The sequence below is a fragment of the Candidatus Methylobacter favarea genome (assembly GCF_902806695.1).
Lineage (GTDB): Bacteria > Pseudomonadota > Gammaproteobacteria > Methylococcales > Methylomonadaceae > Methylobacter_B > Methylobacter_B favarea.
On sequence record NZ_CADCXN010000102.1, the window covers coordinates 90282 to 104063 of the forward strand.

The 13782-nt window shown below is 47.4% G+C and carries 14 protein-coding genes and 2 pseudogenes; 11 read left to right on the top strand and 5 right to left on the bottom strand.

Annotated elements, in window-relative coordinates; translation table 11 throughout:
- Nucleotides 1-384 precede the first annotated feature (384 nt).
- From HUX64_RS16225 to HUX64_RS16250, 6 genes are all read left to right on the top strand, one after another.
- A complete protein-coding gene (locus tag HUX64_RS16225; protein ID WP_343034415.1) occupies nucleotides 385-879 on the top strand; it encodes an NAD(P)/FAD-dependent oxidoreductase in 495 nt (164 codons plus the stop codon).
- Nucleotides 880-908: 29 nt separating this feature from the next.
- Complete coding sequence (locus HUX64_RS16230) at nucleotides 909-1439, top strand: YcxB family protein (protein ID WP_174627254.1); 531 nt, start codon at nucleotides 909-911, stop codon at nucleotides 1437-1439.
- A 69-nt stretch (nucleotides 1440-1508) separates the two neighbouring features.
- Complete coding sequence (locus tag HUX64_RS16235) at nucleotides 1509-3392, top strand: ATP-binding cassette domain-containing protein (RefSeq protein ID WP_174627255.1); 1884 nt, start codon at nucleotides 1509-1511, stop codon at nucleotides 3390-3392.
- Between the two features lie 95 nt (nucleotides 3393-3487).
- On the top strand, nucleotides 3488-4000 hold the full coding sequence (locus tag HUX64_RS16240; protein WP_174627256.1) for a hypothetical protein: 513 nt from the start codon (nucleotides 3488-3490) through the stop codon (nucleotides 3998-4000).
- Between the two features lie 8 nt (nucleotides 4001-4008).
- Complete coding sequence (locus tag HUX64_RS16245) at nucleotides 4009-4452, top strand: universal stress protein (protein ID WP_174627272.1); 444 nt, start codon at nucleotides 4009-4011, stop codon at nucleotides 4450-4452.
- Nucleotides 4453-4622: 170 nt separating this feature from the next.
- Nucleotides 4623-5036, top strand: coding sequence for an NINE protein (locus HUX64_RS16250; protein ID WP_174627257.1), 414 nt, complete (start codon nucleotides 4623-4625; stop codon nucleotides 5034-5036).
- A gap of 263 nt (nucleotides 5037-5299) precedes the next feature.
- On the opposite strand, the gene HUX64_RS16255 is transcribed toward HUX64_RS16250, so the two are convergent.
- The 5 genes from HUX64_RS16255 to HUX64_RS16275 all read right to left on the bottom strand — a co-directional run bounded on the left by HUX64_RS16255 (nucleotide 5300) and on the right by HUX64_RS16275 (nucleotide 7921).
- Nucleotides 5300-5503, bottom strand: coding sequence for a cold-shock protein (locus HUX64_RS16255; protein WP_174627258.1), 204 nt, complete (start codon nucleotides 5501-5503; stop codon nucleotides 5300-5302).
- A 144-nt stretch (nucleotides 5504-5647) separates the two neighbouring features.
- The gene (locus HUX64_RS16260; RefSeq protein ID WP_174627259.1) at nucleotides 5648-6058 is read right to left on the bottom strand and encodes a CBS domain-containing protein; all 411 of its coding nucleotides are present in this window, start codon (nucleotides 6056-6058) and stop codon (nucleotides 5648-5650) included.
- On the bottom strand, nucleotides 6055-6405 hold the full coding sequence (locus HUX64_RS16265) for a P-II family nitrogen regulator (RefSeq protein ID WP_174627260.1): 351 nt from the start codon (nucleotides 6403-6405) through the stop codon (nucleotides 6055-6057). Before HUX64_RS16265 ends, HUX64_RS16260 begins: the two co-directional genes overlap by 4 nt.
- Nucleotides 6406-6413: 8 nt before the next feature.
- The gene (locus HUX64_RS16270; RefSeq protein ID WP_174627261.1) at nucleotides 6414-7190 is read right to left on the bottom strand and encodes a DUF1538 domain-containing protein; all 777 of its coding nucleotides are present in this window, start codon (nucleotides 7188-7190) and stop codon (nucleotides 6414-6416) included.
- Nucleotides 7187-7921: a DUF1538 domain-containing protein gene (locus HUX64_RS16275; protein WP_174627262.1), complete on the bottom strand. Its 735-nt coding sequence runs from the start codon at nucleotides 7919-7921 to the stop codon at nucleotides 7187-7189. The genes HUX64_RS16270 and HUX64_RS16275 overlap by 4 nt, the downstream gene beginning before the upstream one ends.
- Nucleotides 7922-8378: 457 nt before the next feature.
- On the opposite strand from HUX64_RS16275, the pseudogene HUX64_RS20175 reads away from it, so the two are divergent.
- From HUX64_RS20175 to clpB, 5 genes and pseudogenes are all read left to right on the top strand, one after another.
- Nucleotides 8379-8546, top strand: a pseudogene (locus tag HUX64_RS20175) (hypothetical protein); the annotation flags it as partial.
- Nucleotides 8473-8985 carry a TonB-dependent receptor domain-containing protein gene (locus HUX64_RS16280; RefSeq protein WP_281355345.1) on the top strand — a complete coding sequence of 171 codons (513 nt, stop codon included), beginning with the start codon at nucleotides 8473-8475 and terminating at the stop codon, nucleotides 8983-8985. The pseudogene HUX64_RS20175 and the gene HUX64_RS16280, both read left to right, overlap by 74 nt.
- 151 nt (nucleotides 8986-9136) lie before the next feature.
- On the top strand, nucleotides 9137-10024 hold the full coding sequence (locus HUX64_RS16285; RefSeq protein ID WP_217426577.1) for a multicopper oxidase domain-containing protein: 888 nt from the start codon (nucleotides 9137-9139) through the stop codon (nucleotides 10022-10024).
- A 341-nt stretch (nucleotides 10025-10365) separates the two neighbouring features.
- Nucleotides 10366-10440 (top strand): annotated as a pseudogene (locus HUX64_RS20530) (hypothetical protein); the annotation flags it as partial.
- 527 nt (nucleotides 10441-10967) lie between these two features.
- Nucleotides 10968-13544: an ATP-dependent chaperone ClpB gene (clpB, locus tag HUX64_RS16295; RefSeq protein WP_174627263.1), complete on the top strand. Its 2577-nt coding sequence runs from the start codon at nucleotides 10968-10970 to the stop codon at nucleotides 13542-13544.
- Nucleotides 13545-13782 lie beyond the last annotated feature (238 nt).

Sequence of the window (13782 nt, forward strand, 5' to 3'; positions counted from 1 at the left end):
GCGTAAAAACGCTTTCCACCAATCAATACTTCACTGGGCTTCAATGATGATGGGCAGTTTTGAAAACCCCTTTTGGCTAGCTGCCGGGTTTCAGCAGAATAATTTAATGATTAACCCTCTTTAATGCCCTTGTCAGATGGAAATAAAGGCTTAGCGAAATCTGGCAGAAGATTGAAGCTGTATAATGTTATAGTATGAAAAATTAAAAAGGAAGCCCTTTCATGGCTTGGCCATTCGATACGAGGCGAACGGTTTCATATAGAGACCGGATCAATAATCTGACCACCCGAAAGTAATAATTTTGGTTTAATTTGGCATACCGCAGCTGATTTTTTAAGCGAATAACAATGGCTGACAGCAATAACAAAAAATATAACATAGTGATTGTCGGCGGGGGCGGCGGGCGTTAAAGCGCCTGAATGGATGAAGCGGCTGGATGGGCTGCAAACCAATCATCTCCATCAGCTGGTAGTGGACGAGACCTTAAAAACCGGTAATGATAATATTTTTGCAATGGGCTGCTGCGCCGCCTGCATGTGGCTTGGCCGTCACGGGAATGTGCTTCCAAGAGCGCAAGCGGCTCATCAGCAGGCCTCGGCTTTATACACATCAAATATCCGGCGTTTAAAAGGCGAAGCGCCGGTAAGCTATGTTTATTATGATGACGGATCACTGGTTTCACGGGATAAATATACTACTGACGGTAATTTGATGGGCTACCAGATGGGTTCGGTAAGTATTGGCGGATTTATCGCCAGGGTGGTTTATCTTTCCTTGTACAAGATGCATCAAATAGCCATACATGGCTTAAGAACGATAATGCTAACGCTTTCTAATCTATTCAGGCACAGCGCCTACAAAAAAATAAAATTGCATTAGAAATTTTTTAACTGACAAAGAACAAGAAAATGCTTGAAATCGAATACGAGTTCCGCGAAGAAGATTTAATTCATTTTAATGAAATACAGTTTAAGCGGTCTGAAGAAATCCAGAACAATATAAAAAAGAACCGCTGGATTGTGCCGGGAGTCATGGCCCTTATTGGCGCTTTTTATTATTTCTATTACGGTAATATGAAGTCGTCGGCCTATATTATCGTTATAGCCATGCTATGGGCGCTGCTATCTCCCAAAATAATGATGCTGGATCTGCGCCGGCAAATACTTAAGAATTATACCGACAAAGAAAAGAAAAACATGTTCGGCACTTATACATTAAGTATAGATCCTGGCAATCCCAATTATCTATTTGAAAAATCACCGAGCGGTAAACATAAAATGGCCTGGGAAGATTTGCTCCGGGTGGAATATGGCAAGCGCTATGTCTATATCTATATCAATTTAAATACGGCGCTGGTGATTCCTGTGGATACGGTAAAAAAAGGCAATCTTGAAAAGTTTGCCGAGCAGGCCGAAAAAATGATCGAGAGGTTTGGATAAGGCAGATCGCGAAAGGCGTCAGGCTAAGGCCGTTGCGCTTTCTAGCTTACATTCTGCACTTTTTATTTTATGCTGAATTTTAAAAATATAGCGTTGCGCCGCGGTTCGCGGCTGCTGTTCGATAATGCCTCGTTCACGATTCATAAAGGCCAGAAAGCGGGATTTACCGGCGCTAATGGCGCAGGTAAATCCAGTTTGTTTGCCCTGGTAAAAAATGAACTGCATCCGGATGCCGGAGATTTTTCCATGACGCCGGGTCTGGAAATTGCTCACGTTGCCCAGGAAACGCCGGCCTCCGCCTGTTCCGCTATCGATTATATTATGGATGGCGATCAGGAATTAAGACGACTTCAGAGTCAACTGGTAAGTGCCGAGCAGGCCGACAACGGTTTAAAACAGGCGGAATTGCATGCCGCCATGGAAGGCATTGGCGCTTACACTGCACCGGCCCGAGCTTCCAGGTTAATGAGCGGTTTAGGATTTACTGCGGATCAGCAGCAAAAGCCAGTCAATTCATTTTCCGGCGGCTGGCGCATGCGCCTTAATCTGGCGCAGGCTTTGATGTGCCGATCCGATGTATTATTGCTTGATGAGCCCACCAACCATCTGGACATGGATGCCGTTATCTGGCTTCAGGACTGGTTATGCAGGTATTCCGGTACATTATTGCTGATTTCCCACGATCGGGACTTTCTGGACAGTATTACCGATCATATTGTTAATATTGAGCAAAACAGAGCTGAAATATATACCGGCAATTATTCGGCATTTGAAAAAATGCGCGCGGAAAAACTGGCTCAGCAGCAGTCAGCCTACCAGAAGCAGCAACGGGAAATCGCCCACATTCAAGGCTTCGTCGACCGCTTTAAAGCCCAGGCGACCAAGGCCAAACAGGCGCAAAGCCGGATAAAAGCATTGCAAAGAATGGAATTGATTGCCCAGGCGCATGTGGATTCTCCGTTTGATTTCAGCTTTGCCAAGCCGGATAAAATGCCCAATCCGTTATTAACTTTAAAAAAAGCCGATATCGGCTATGGCCAAACCCGGGTCATTCAACAGGCCGGATTATCTATATCGCCGGGTGACCGTATCGGTTTATTGGGGCCGAATGGCGCCGGCAAATCCAGCCTGATTAAAGTATTGGCCGGGGATATGCAGCCGTTATCGGGCACAAGACAGGCAGCGGAAGCCCTGAAAATCGGTTATTTTGCCCAGCATCAACTCGAACAATTGCGGCTTGATGAAAGCCCGTTATGGCATCTGCAAAAGCTGGATGCTCAGGCGTCCGAGAAAGATTTGCGCAATTTTCTGGGTGGTTTTGATTTTCAGGGCGACAAGGTTTTACAGGCTGTCAAACCTTTTTCCGGCGGTGAAAAGGCTCGCCTGGTATTGGCGCTGCTGGTTTATCAGAATCCCAATCTCTTGCTGCTTGATGAGCCGACCAATCATCTGGATCTGGAAATGCGTCATGCCTTGAGTGTGGCATTACAGGAATATGACGGTGCTTTGGTCGTCATTTCCCATGATCGTTATTTATTACGCTCGGTTACTGATACCTTATTATTGGTTGCAGACGGACAGGTAAAGCCTTTTGAGGGTGATCTTGAAGATTACCGTTCCTGGCTGGCAGAGCAGAAAAAAGGCGAAGAAAAAAAGCTTGATGACATTGCGCCGGCCCTTTCCCGCAAAGACCAGCGAAAATTGGAGGCCGAACGCCGGCAGAAAAATAAGCCTCTGCTGGATGCTGTAAAAAAAGCAGAGATTGCCGTTGAAAAATTTCATAATGAACAACGGCAACTGGAACATCAATTGGCTGATCCTTCGATTTATGCCGAATCTGAAAAAGAGCGTTTAAAAATGCTGGTGGAGCGAAAAGCCCGGGTAGATAAAGCATTGGCAGAGGCTGATCTAGACTGGATAGAGGCTGAGGAGAAGCTTGCCGAAGTTAAATAATTAACAACACAAGGTATTAGTTTGGTTATAAATACAAATTGTGGAGCGGAATTTCTATTACCGTAAGAGAGCGCCAATCGGCCGGACAAATAACAATGTTTGAAATCATCAAGTTATTATTCGATATTTGCCTGTTTAGAAGAGGGCCTCAGGATTTACCGCATTCTTCCTGGTTATTGCGGCTATTAATAGCTATGTATGTGATCATCAGATTTTTAATGTTAAGTATCGGTACCCAATGGCTTAATGCCTTATTACAGGTTGGGGTGGAAGTATTACTGGTGGTTGGATTTAGCTGGAGCATGTTATATGTGGTTCAACAGCTGCAGAGGTTTAATCAGGCTACCTGCGCGTTGCTAGGCACCGATGCAATAATCAGTTTTTTTGCTTTGCCCAGCATAGCCTCTATGGAAATAGGCCGGGGCGGCTGGCTGGCGTTTATGGTAGTTCTTGGATTAATTATCTGGCACTGGGCGGTTACCGGCCATATTATTCGTCATGCGTTGGGACAGAAATTGGTTTTTAGTTTAGGCTTGGCGTTTTTATACATACTGGGCTCTTATCGGGTAATGGTTTTGTTATTTCCTGAGATTGCCGGAACTGAATAGGAGAAATGATGGAAAACTATAAACATATATTATTGGCGGCGGACTTCTTCAGTCATGGAGAAGCGGTCGCCGCAAGAGCTAAGGATCTGGCGGATAAATACCAGGCAAAGCTGAGCATTCTTCATGTTCTGGAGAGTTTGCCTCTTACTGATCCGGCATACGGCTCCGTTGTTCCCTATGATATGGATTTAACGGCCGAGATGATGAAAGCGGCAAAAAAAAGATTGGCTAAACTGGGTGAAGATCTCAAGGTTCCTGAACAGTCGCAATTGATTGAGCTGGGCAGCCCCAAACTGGAAATAGTCAGAATTGCTCAGGAAAACAAAGTTGATTTAATTGTAGTGGGTTCGCATGGCCGCCATGGCTTGGCTTTGCTGCTCGGTTCGACTGCAAACGGCGTATTGCATCGCGCCACCTGTGATGTTGTGGCGGTACGTTTGCCGGAGAGTTAATTGTCGCTTTCAAGCTGCCCGGTATACGGATAAATATCCAGCAGGTTCAAGCAGCAAGAAAACATGCCTTTGGGAATGAAGCTATTGATTGGAGCGAGGTCTAAACAGGCAAGGCGATTTTATTAATTAAAATTAAAATTATCTTCCACTCTATTCAAAGGTAAAGAAACATGATTGGCCAAATTGAAAGTTATAATCCTGACATCCAGACCGGCGTTATAAAAAGCGGGGACAAGTTTTATGATTTTCATTTAACTGACTGGACAGTTGAAGTTCCGCCCGATCCGGGCGATGAAGTAAGCTTTGACGCTGCCGATGCTGTAGCTAAGAAAGTTTGTCTGGCGGGCGTTATAGTGAATAAGCCGAAAGCTGTTAAATACAAATATGTAGCGGGCATACTGGGTTTGTTGTTGGGAGGCGCGGGAATGCATCGGCTTTATTTGGGCTATTATGGAATCGCCCTTGCCCAGTTGGCGGTGACCCTGGCAACGGCCGGATATGGTTTGCTCTGGGGATTTGTCGAAGGCGTACTGATTCTGGCGGGGCATCTGGATAAAGATGCCAAAGGGCGCCCGTTAAGATAGAGTGCAGCCGTTAAAATAGCTGGCCGGAAAACAGAACTATGGCAGGCTCCTTGTAAGTTCAGGCAGTGTTAATTCACTCCGGCTGAAATCAGGTGAGGAAGTTAAGAGCCCCTGTTCTGGATGGGCTAGAAGATGACCTTAATCGGCAGGTGACTAAAGTCATCCCCTAGCATCATAATTAAAAATGTATGATCAGTTACGTTAGTCGAAGCTCCTTGCTCAACTGACCTCGGCCTGAAGGTCAGGTACGCCTTGAATGGGGGTTATTTTGGATAAACGTTGGCGGCAGTTAAACCTTTTGGACTTGTTTCTATGTCAAAAATAACTGTCTGGCCTGGCGACAGCGTTTTAAAACCTTCTCCCTGAATAGCGGAATGATGAACGAAAACATCTTCGCTACCTTCGGAAAGCTCAATAAAACCAAAACCTTTGGTATTATTAAACCATTTTACAGTGCCTGTTGCCATTTTAATAACTCCTGAAATAAAAACTTAAGGTAACAAAGAATTATAATATCGACAGATGCCAACCTTCTGATCCCGGGGCTCGCTTTCGTTCACTATTTACACTCTGCCTGGTGAAATTGTAATGTTATTGGCCTCAGAATTTCATTATTGAAAAGTTCTGTATAGTCCATCCAGAACCAGGGAATTCGGGCTTACCACTCCTATAACCTGTCTGTTTTCAATTACCGGTGCTCTGACCAGGTTATAGTTGGCAAATAAACGCGAACAATAGCGTATATCCATGTCTGGAGGCACCGAAATCACCGGCTTATTCATAATTTCATAGACATTAACCCGGTCCGGCGCACGATCTTTTGCCAGCACATGGCGGGCAATATCGCCGCAATTAATCATGCCATATTCATCATTCTCATGGCGTTTGTTAACAATGAGCACAGAGGTTTTAAGCGACTTCATTTTTTTCAGTGCTTCACTGATGGTGGCAATGCCGTCAATGGTGCCGAAATCGGTTTTCATAACCTCTCGGACACGTATTAGTAGGGGAGTATCGATCATATTCTGTCCTCAAGTTCCTGGGTTAATTCTTCAACCTGATGCATGACGCCGATGGCGTCTTCAACATCAAGTTGAAAAGCGATGCCGATGCCCGGCGTAGAGTCGAATTGTGCAACATGAGCGATGTTCTCCAGGATATGTCGGCTTAAATGTTCTTCAACCAGAAACAGCAAGACATCGCGTTGGGTTTCCAGGGTCAGTCCAAAAAAGGTCTTGGATTGCTTCAGCCCCTCGCCGCGGGCATTACTGATAACAGTCGCGCCTTTTGCTCCTTCTTTACGAGCAGTGTCGAGAACCAGATCGGTTTTATTATCTTCAACAAATGCAATAATTAATTTAAAACGCATGAATTTCCTCAGGGTTTGGATGAAAAGCGGTCCTTGCTACGCCATTCGGCTAGTTTGGCATAGCCAAGAACGGCAATAATGGGGAACAGGCAAGCAAAAGCGATCAGGCCGAAACCGTCCAGTAATGGATTGCGTCCCGGCACATTAGAGGCCAAGCCCAAGCCCATCGCAGTGACTAACGGCACGGTGACGGTGGATGTCGTAACGCCTCCCGAATCAAAGGCCAGTCCGATAATTATGTTGGGCGCAAACAACGTTTGAACAATAACAATCAAATAACTGATCCCGATATATAAATAAAGTTCGGTTCCCGTTACAATCCTGAAGGTGCCTAAGGCAAGACCAAAAGCGACGCCGACGGACACTGTCAGTCGCAATCCCCAGGCACTGATAGCGCCCGCCGATATATCTTCGGCCTTAAGGGCTACAGCCAGTAATGACGGTTCGGCCAAGGCTGTGGCAAAACCGATACAAGCGGCAAAAACATAAACCCAGCAGTAAGATTGCCAGTTCATGGAGTGCTGCGAGTTTATGCCCAGAAATTCGGATGAGGTTAGCTGGTCTGCCATTAAGTTTCCCAACGGGAACAACGCCATATTGAGCCCTTCCAGAAAAAATGCAATGCCCAGCAGCACGTACAGAAAACCGATCAACGTGTTTTTAGGATAAGGCAAGGGCTTGCGAATAACCAGTAATTGAAAACCCATAATAATGCCGGCAATAGGCAAGACATTGCGGCAAGTTGCCAGCAGTGTTTGTGCAAAATGATTCAGATATTCAATCATATCAGCATGCCGTATACCATGACGAAAATTATCGGTGTCAATGACGCGAAAGCAATCAGGCCAAAACCGTCGGTTATCGGATTGCGGCCTTTAATGGCGCTGGCCAAGCCAACGCCGAGCGCGGTCACCAAGGGTACGGTAATCGTCGAGGTCGTAACCCCTCCGGAATCAAATGCCAGCCCGATAATTTCGGAAGGCGCAAAAAACGACATTGTAACGACCCCGCAATAACCGCCGATAATCAAATAAGGCAGAGACCAGCCGCGGATAATTCTTAATACGCCTATGACAATGGCAACTCCCACAGACAACGCAATCGTTAGACGCAGCCCCAGGGAATAATGCTCCTGAGCTAGAGCCGTGTGTTCAATCATATCGCCTTGAGCGGCAATGGACGCCGCCTCATCGGCAACCGCTATCAGAGCGGGCTCGGCAATCGTCGTGCCGAACCCCAAACAAAAGGCGAAAACGAGCAGCCAGAACAAACTGCCTTTACGGGCAAAAGCATACGCCATTGAATCGCCAATGGGGAACAGGCTTTGTTCCAGGCCTTGAGTAAACAAAGTAAGACCCAGAATAACAAAAAGAGTGCCAATGATTAAATTGGCAACATCAGGAATAGGTTGCCGAACAATAAAAATCTGGAAAAGCAAAACCACGGCGAGAATAGGGACAAGGTTTAGAAAACTCTTGAATAATTGTTTAACAAACAGGTTTATTAAAATAAACATTCACTCTCCTTAATACAGCTTGATTGTATATTAAACAACAAAGCTAAATCTAATAATTTGACCTATAGGCTGACTTGAGTTGCGCCTTTTATTTTCAGTAAAAAAAAATTAGCTATATAAATTTTGGCGTTAGGGCGATTAATCTAGCGTGACATAAAAATGCCACTCATAATTATTTGTAAAAAAGAATTTGGTTGAGGCCTTGATATGGTAAATAACCTGCTACACATCGCAATTTCATCGAAGGCCTTGGCTCTACTTATCGAGCACGGCTATATTCATGCCGTGGATTGTAAATGCCTGGATTTTGGTTCTTAAAAGGTGGTTTGGAAATTATTTTTATCAGGAGTGAAAGCTACAACTTAATACTGGCATCATACTATTTTAGCTATGGACTTCCTTTAATCCTTCCGCAGAAACTTTTTTTCTCGCCGCTAATAACGCCAACCTTAAACCTGAGCAAAGCCAGAATCTGGAAGCCGGTGCCAAAGTGGATCTTTTTGATGGCGGGTTTGGTGCAACCGGGGCGCTGTGCCGTCTGGAAAAAACCAATGCGGGAACCACCAATCCTGCCGATCCGACCCGGAATATTCTGGCCGGGGAGCAGCGAACCGACGGTTTTTGAATTCGGACTGGCCGCAGATTTACTGCCTGCCTGGAGTCTTTCAGCCACCTGCGCTTATCTTGATGCTGAAGTGACTAAACCGAATAACCGGGCAACGGGATTGGTAAGGGGAATATCCAAATCGCTTGAAGGCAAGATTTCTGTGAATGTGCCGGAGAACAGCGGCGTGGGCTGGGCCAGTTACCTTATCACTCCGGAATGGGAAATCGGAGGCGGCGTATCTATGGCGAGCTCAGGTTTCAGCGATACATTCAATGAAGTTGCTTTGCCCGGCTATGCCCGTCTCAACGCTACTGTTGCGTATCACCGGAAATACTTCGATATCCAGACAAATGTCTTCAATCTTCTGGACAAGGTCTATTATGAGTCCGGTCAGACCAATACAAGCCTTGCCGGAGACGCCGCTTTCGGGGCAAATAACGCTGCCAGTAAATACTAGAAATAATCGCTTCTTAGTATTTCCCTGGTAAAAATAATCAATACACATCGGAGAAAAACATGAATATCGTTATATATAAAATTTTCGTCATGATGATTCTGGTAACAGGTATAGGGGTCTTATCTCCAGCGCAATCGGCGGTAAGAGAATATTGGATAACGGCGGAAAAAATACCCTGGAACTATGCACCCTCCGGTCAGAACCTGATCAATGCGGAAGACGGGCTAGGCGTATGGGGAAAAAACTGATATACAACAAATACCGCTATATCGGCTACACTGACGGCAGCAGGTCGACGCTTCTGCCGCAGCCGGAATGGATGGGAGTATTAGGTCCGCAGCTGCAAGCTGTGGTAGGTGATACCATCAAGGTCAATTTTCTGAATAAAAGCGACCGGCCGCTTTCCATGCATCCGCACGGCATGCTTTACGACAAGGACAATGAAGGAGCAAACATGGACGGCGCCGGGGCGATTGTGCAGCCTAATGAGTCCTTTACCTACACCTGGGTTGTGGATAAAGACGCAGGTCCCGGACCGAATGATCCCTCCTCCATTGTCTGGCTCTATCACTCCCATGTCATGGCGGAGGAAGAAATTAACCTTGGCCTGATCGGTACTCTTGTCGTTACCCGCAAAGGCATGGAGCGTTCTGAGACCGATCCTGCGCCTAAAGACGTAGATCAGGAATTCACCTCCCTGTTCATGATTTTTAACGAAGAGAAAGACAAGGAAAAAGGACTGAAACACTCCATCAACGGCCGCATTTTCGGCAATCTTACGGGCTATGAAACCGGCATGGGCAAGCATGTACGCTGGCACCTTGTCGCTCTGGGGAATGAGGTAGACAACCATACCGTACATTGGCATGGGCAGACGGTGCTCGATCATGGACGCCGGACCGACGTGGTCGAAGTGCTGCCCGCCAGCATGACCTCGGTCACCATGGTTCCCCGCTCGCCCGGCGAGTGGCTGTTGCACTGCCATGTCAACGACCACATGATGGCAGGGATGTCTACCCGCTGGCACGTCTGGCCATAACAATAAAAGCCGGCAGGTTATCCGTCCACCGTTAGCTCGCAGCTGTTATCAACAAAGATGGATTTTAAACCCTATGGACTGGGTTGCTAACCAAGCTCAGCGCTACCGAATATCACGTTACGAAAGAAGAAAGGAGAAACATGCTGCTTGCAATTGAAAAATGTATTGACGGCTGAGGAGCTCGCTTATGCGCGAGACCTTCACTCAAGCCCGATTTGTAGATGGCCGTGTCACTGCCGGTGAGCTTGCACCGGGTAGAGGTAATTACCAGCGGCCATAGAGATGCAGGAGTATTCTGGGTGCAGAGCATGGTGCGCGATATCGCTTAGCGGTGTCTTCTTTTCCAGCTCGATGCGTCTATTCAGAGCCTACGAAGTCGTGACCCCGAGTACCCTGAAATCGTTTCGCTGGTGTGATGTTATCTGAACCTGCTGCACCTTTGGGCAGATGTTTGATGTAAATGGGAGTTCAAGATGATCTCTCGCTTCGAAAACCTGGAGGGACGTCCGTACCGACAACCCAAGCGTAGTAACTGGCTGAAATAGCTGCGCCGATTTCATGCCTGGCTTGGTCTGTGGGGAGCGGGGTTAGGCCGCTTATTCGGTGTCACCAGATTTTACTTAATCACTGCGCGGTCATGAAGATCCGGGCAGTCCGCATGGAGCAATCGCAAATCGAGCTGGCCCTGCCTGACCCCCATCCGGCAGCTGCTAAAGCCCTGGCGAAATGGCTGTAATCGCGCCTGGAGCTTGACCGGGAGCTTCGAAGGTAACTACTGAACCGTCCAAAAGAAGTCGCTTGGGCCGATCAAAGCTTACGGCAGCCGGCGCGATCGAGATGGCAGCTAAATAAATCATTAATAAGTAAATGACCGGGTTGAAAATCGTCGGTTTACCCCTCATGCTAGGTATAACTTATAAATTCCTTTAATGAGGTAAACAGCATGCGGATGGATAAATTAACCAGCAAGTTTCAATCGGCACTGGCTGATGCGCAAAGCCTGGCTTTGGGCAAAGACCACCAATTCATAGAGCCCACCCATTTAATGATGGCGCTACTGGATCAGGAAGGCGGCAGCGTCAAACCTTTACTTGCTCAAATGGGAGTTAATACGCAAGCTCTGCGGACAGAGCTCAATAAAGAACTGACTCGTATCGCCACAGTAACGGGTTCAGGCGGCGACGTACAGTTTTCCAATGAATTAGTCAGACTGTTAAATGTCACCGATAAACTGGCGCAAAAGCGAAATGATAAATTTATTTCCAGCGAGCTGTTTTTATTAGCGGCTTTTGAGGAAAGAAGCACCTTACAGGATATGCTTAAAAAAGCCGGCATCAGCAAAGCCGCGGTAGAAAAAGCGATTGATAATATGCGCAGCGGTCAGACCGTCGATGATCCCAATGCCGAGGATCAGCGCCAGGCCTTGAAAAAATACACTATAAATCTGACCGAGCGGGCGGAAAGCGGCAAGCTTGATCCTGTGATCGGCCGCGATGATGAAATTCGCCGGACTATACAGGTGCTGCAGCGCCGTACCAAAAACAACCCGGTATTAATCGGCGAGCCGGGCGTAGGCAAGACGGCGATTGTGGAAGGTCTGGCGCAGCGCATTGTTAATGGCGAAGTTCCCGAAGGCATCAAGAATAAGCAGGTTTTAGCGCTGGATATGGCGGCGTTGATTGCCGGCGCCAAGTATCGCGGGGAGTTTGAAGAACGCCTTAAAGCGGTGTTAAATGACCTTGCCAAACAGGAAGGGCAGGTAATTCTGTTTATTGACGAGCTGCATACGATGGTAGGGGCTGGCAAGGCCGAAGGCGCAATGGATGCGGGCAATATGCTGAAGCCGGCGCTGGCGCGCGGCGAATTGCATTGCGTAGGTGCGACCACGCTGGACGAATACCGGAAATACGTCGAAAAAGATGCGGCTTTGGAACGCCGTTTTCAGAAGGTGCTGGTTGACGAGCCTTCGGTTGAAGATACCATTGCCATTCTGCGAGGCTTGAAGGAGAAATACGAAGTTCATCATAAAGTTGAAATCACCGACCCTGCCATCGTTGCTGCGGCCGGTCTTTCCTACCGGTATATTTCGGACCGGCGGCTGCCGGATAAAGCGATTGACCTGATTGATGAAGCGGCCAGCCGTATTCGTATGGAAATCGATTCCAAGCCGGAAGTGATGGACAGGCTGGACAGGCGCCTGATTCAATTAAAAATCGAACAGGTGGCGCTTAAAAAAGAATCCGATGCCGCCTCGAGAAAACGCCTTGAGATACTGGAAGAGGAGATTGCAGAATTAGAAAATGAATATTCTGATCTGGAAGAAACCTGGAAAGCGGAGAAAGCCGGCCTGCAAGGTTCGGCCTCCATCAAGGAAAAGCTGGAGCAGGCCAGAACCGAGCTGGAAGCGGCTAGCCGCGGCGGTGATTTAAGCCGAATGGCGGAACTGCAGTACGGCATTATTCCGTCACTTGAGAAACAACTGAACTCGGTTGCGGCGCCTGAATCGCAAAAAATGTCCTTGCTGCGCCATAAAGTCACTGAAGAAGAAATCGCTGAAGTGGTTTCGAAATGGACGGGTATTCCGGTATCCAAAATGATGGAAGGCGAGCGTGATAAATTATTGTGCATGGAAGAGCAGTTACGCAAGCGGGTGGTCGGGCAGGACGAAGCGCTCAAGGCTGTCAGTAACGCCATACGGCGCTCCAGAGCCGGTTTATCCGATCCTAACCGGCCCAATGGTTCATTTTTGTTTCTCGGCCCGACCGGCGTGGGCAAGACTGAATTGTGCAAGGCTCTGGCTGAATTTCTGTTTGATACAGCGGAGGCGATGGTGCGCATTGATATGTCGGAATTTATGGAAAAACATTCCGTCGCCAGGCTCATTGGCGCGCCCCCCGGGTATGTCGGCTACGAAGAAGGGGGCTATTTAACCGAAGCGGTCAGACGTAAACCGTATTCCGTTATTTTAATGGATGAAATTGAAAAAGCTCACCATGATGTGTTTAATGTACTGTTGCAAGTGCTGGATGACGGCCGTTTAACCGATGGCCAGGGCAGAACGGTTGATTTTAGAAATACAGTCATAGTGATGACCTCAAATCTGGGCTCGGATCGCATTCAGGAATTATCAGGCGAGGCCAATTATGAGGCCATGAAAGCCGCGGTCATGGACATTGTCGGCTTGCATTTTCGGCCCGAGTTTATTAACCGGATTGACGAAGCCGTGGTTTTCCACCCGTTGGGACGCAGCCAGATCAGAGCCATCTCGGCCATTCAGATTGAATATCTGCGCAAGCGTTTGCAGGACCGGGAAATCGGCTTTGAAATTACCGACGAAGCGCTGGATGTGTTGGGCGAGGCCGGGTTTGATCCCGTGTATGGGGCAAGACCTTTAAAACGCGCCATTCAGCATCAGCTTGAAAATCCGCTGGCCCAGGAAATACTGACCGGTAATTTTGGCGCCGGCGATACGATAAAAGTCGATGTTGAAAATGGCGCGCTGCGGTTTTTAAAGGCTTAGTTATACGCGCTGTTATATCCGTTCAAGGGGATGAAATTGAGGGGCGAATTCTCATTCGCCCCTTATCATTCGCTGCGAGACAGGAGTCGAGTAGTCACCAGAAGCGGTAGTGCATGTGTTTTCACGGAGCGTTTTTTGCGTAGTGAAAATGCAGGCTTTACGAAATCGCGTCGAGTCATATAGGGACTCCTCCCCAATTGCAAGCCAAGTTTTTACAGAAATTGATGTTTCCAACAGA

Coding starts and splice junctions, on each gene's coding strand:
- HUX64_RS16230 (WP_174627254.1), top strand. CDS start 909: ATGCTTGAAATCGAATACGAGTTCCGCGAAGAAGATTTAATTCATTTT.
- HUX64_RS16250 (WP_174627257.1), top strand. CDS start 4,623: ATGATTGGCCAAATTGAAAGTTATAATCCTGACATCCAGACCGGCGTT.
- HUX64_RS16280 (WP_281355345.1), top strand. CDS start 8,473: ATGCGGGAACCACCAATCCTGCCGATCCGACCCGGAATATTCTGGCCG.
- HUX64_RS16235 (WP_174627255.1), top strand. CDS start 1,509: ATGCTGAATTTTAAAAATATAGCGTTGCGCCGCGGTTCGCGGCTGCTG.
- clpB (WP_174627263.1), top strand. CDS start 10,968: ATGCGGATGGATAAATTAACCAGCAAGTTTCAATCGGCACTGGCTGAT.
- HUX64_RS16255 (WP_174627258.1), bottom strand. CDS start 5,503: ATGGCAACAGGCACTGTAAAATGGTTTAATAATACCAAAGGTTTTGGT.
- HUX64_RS16270 (WP_174627261.1), bottom strand. CDS start 7,190: ATGATTGAATATCTGAATCATTTTGCACAAACACTGCTGGCAACTTGC.
- HUX64_RS16265 (WP_174627260.1), bottom strand. CDS start 6,405: ATGCGTTTTAAATTAATTATTGCATTTGTTGAAGATAATAAAACCGAT.
- HUX64_RS16240 (WP_174627256.1), top strand. CDS start 3,488: ATGTTTGAAATCATCAAGTTATTATTCGATATTTGCCTGTTTAGAAGA.
- HUX64_RS16260 (WP_174627259.1), bottom strand. CDS start 6,058: ATGATCGATACTCCCCTACTAATACGTGTCCGAGAGGTTATGAAAACC.
- HUX64_RS16275 (WP_174627262.1), bottom strand. CDS start 7,921: ATGTTTATTTTAATAAACCTGTTTGTTAAACAATTATTCAAGAGTTTT.
- HUX64_RS16245 (WP_174627272.1), top strand. CDS start 4,009: ATGGAAAACTATAAACATATATTATTGGCGGCGGACTTCTTCAGTCAT.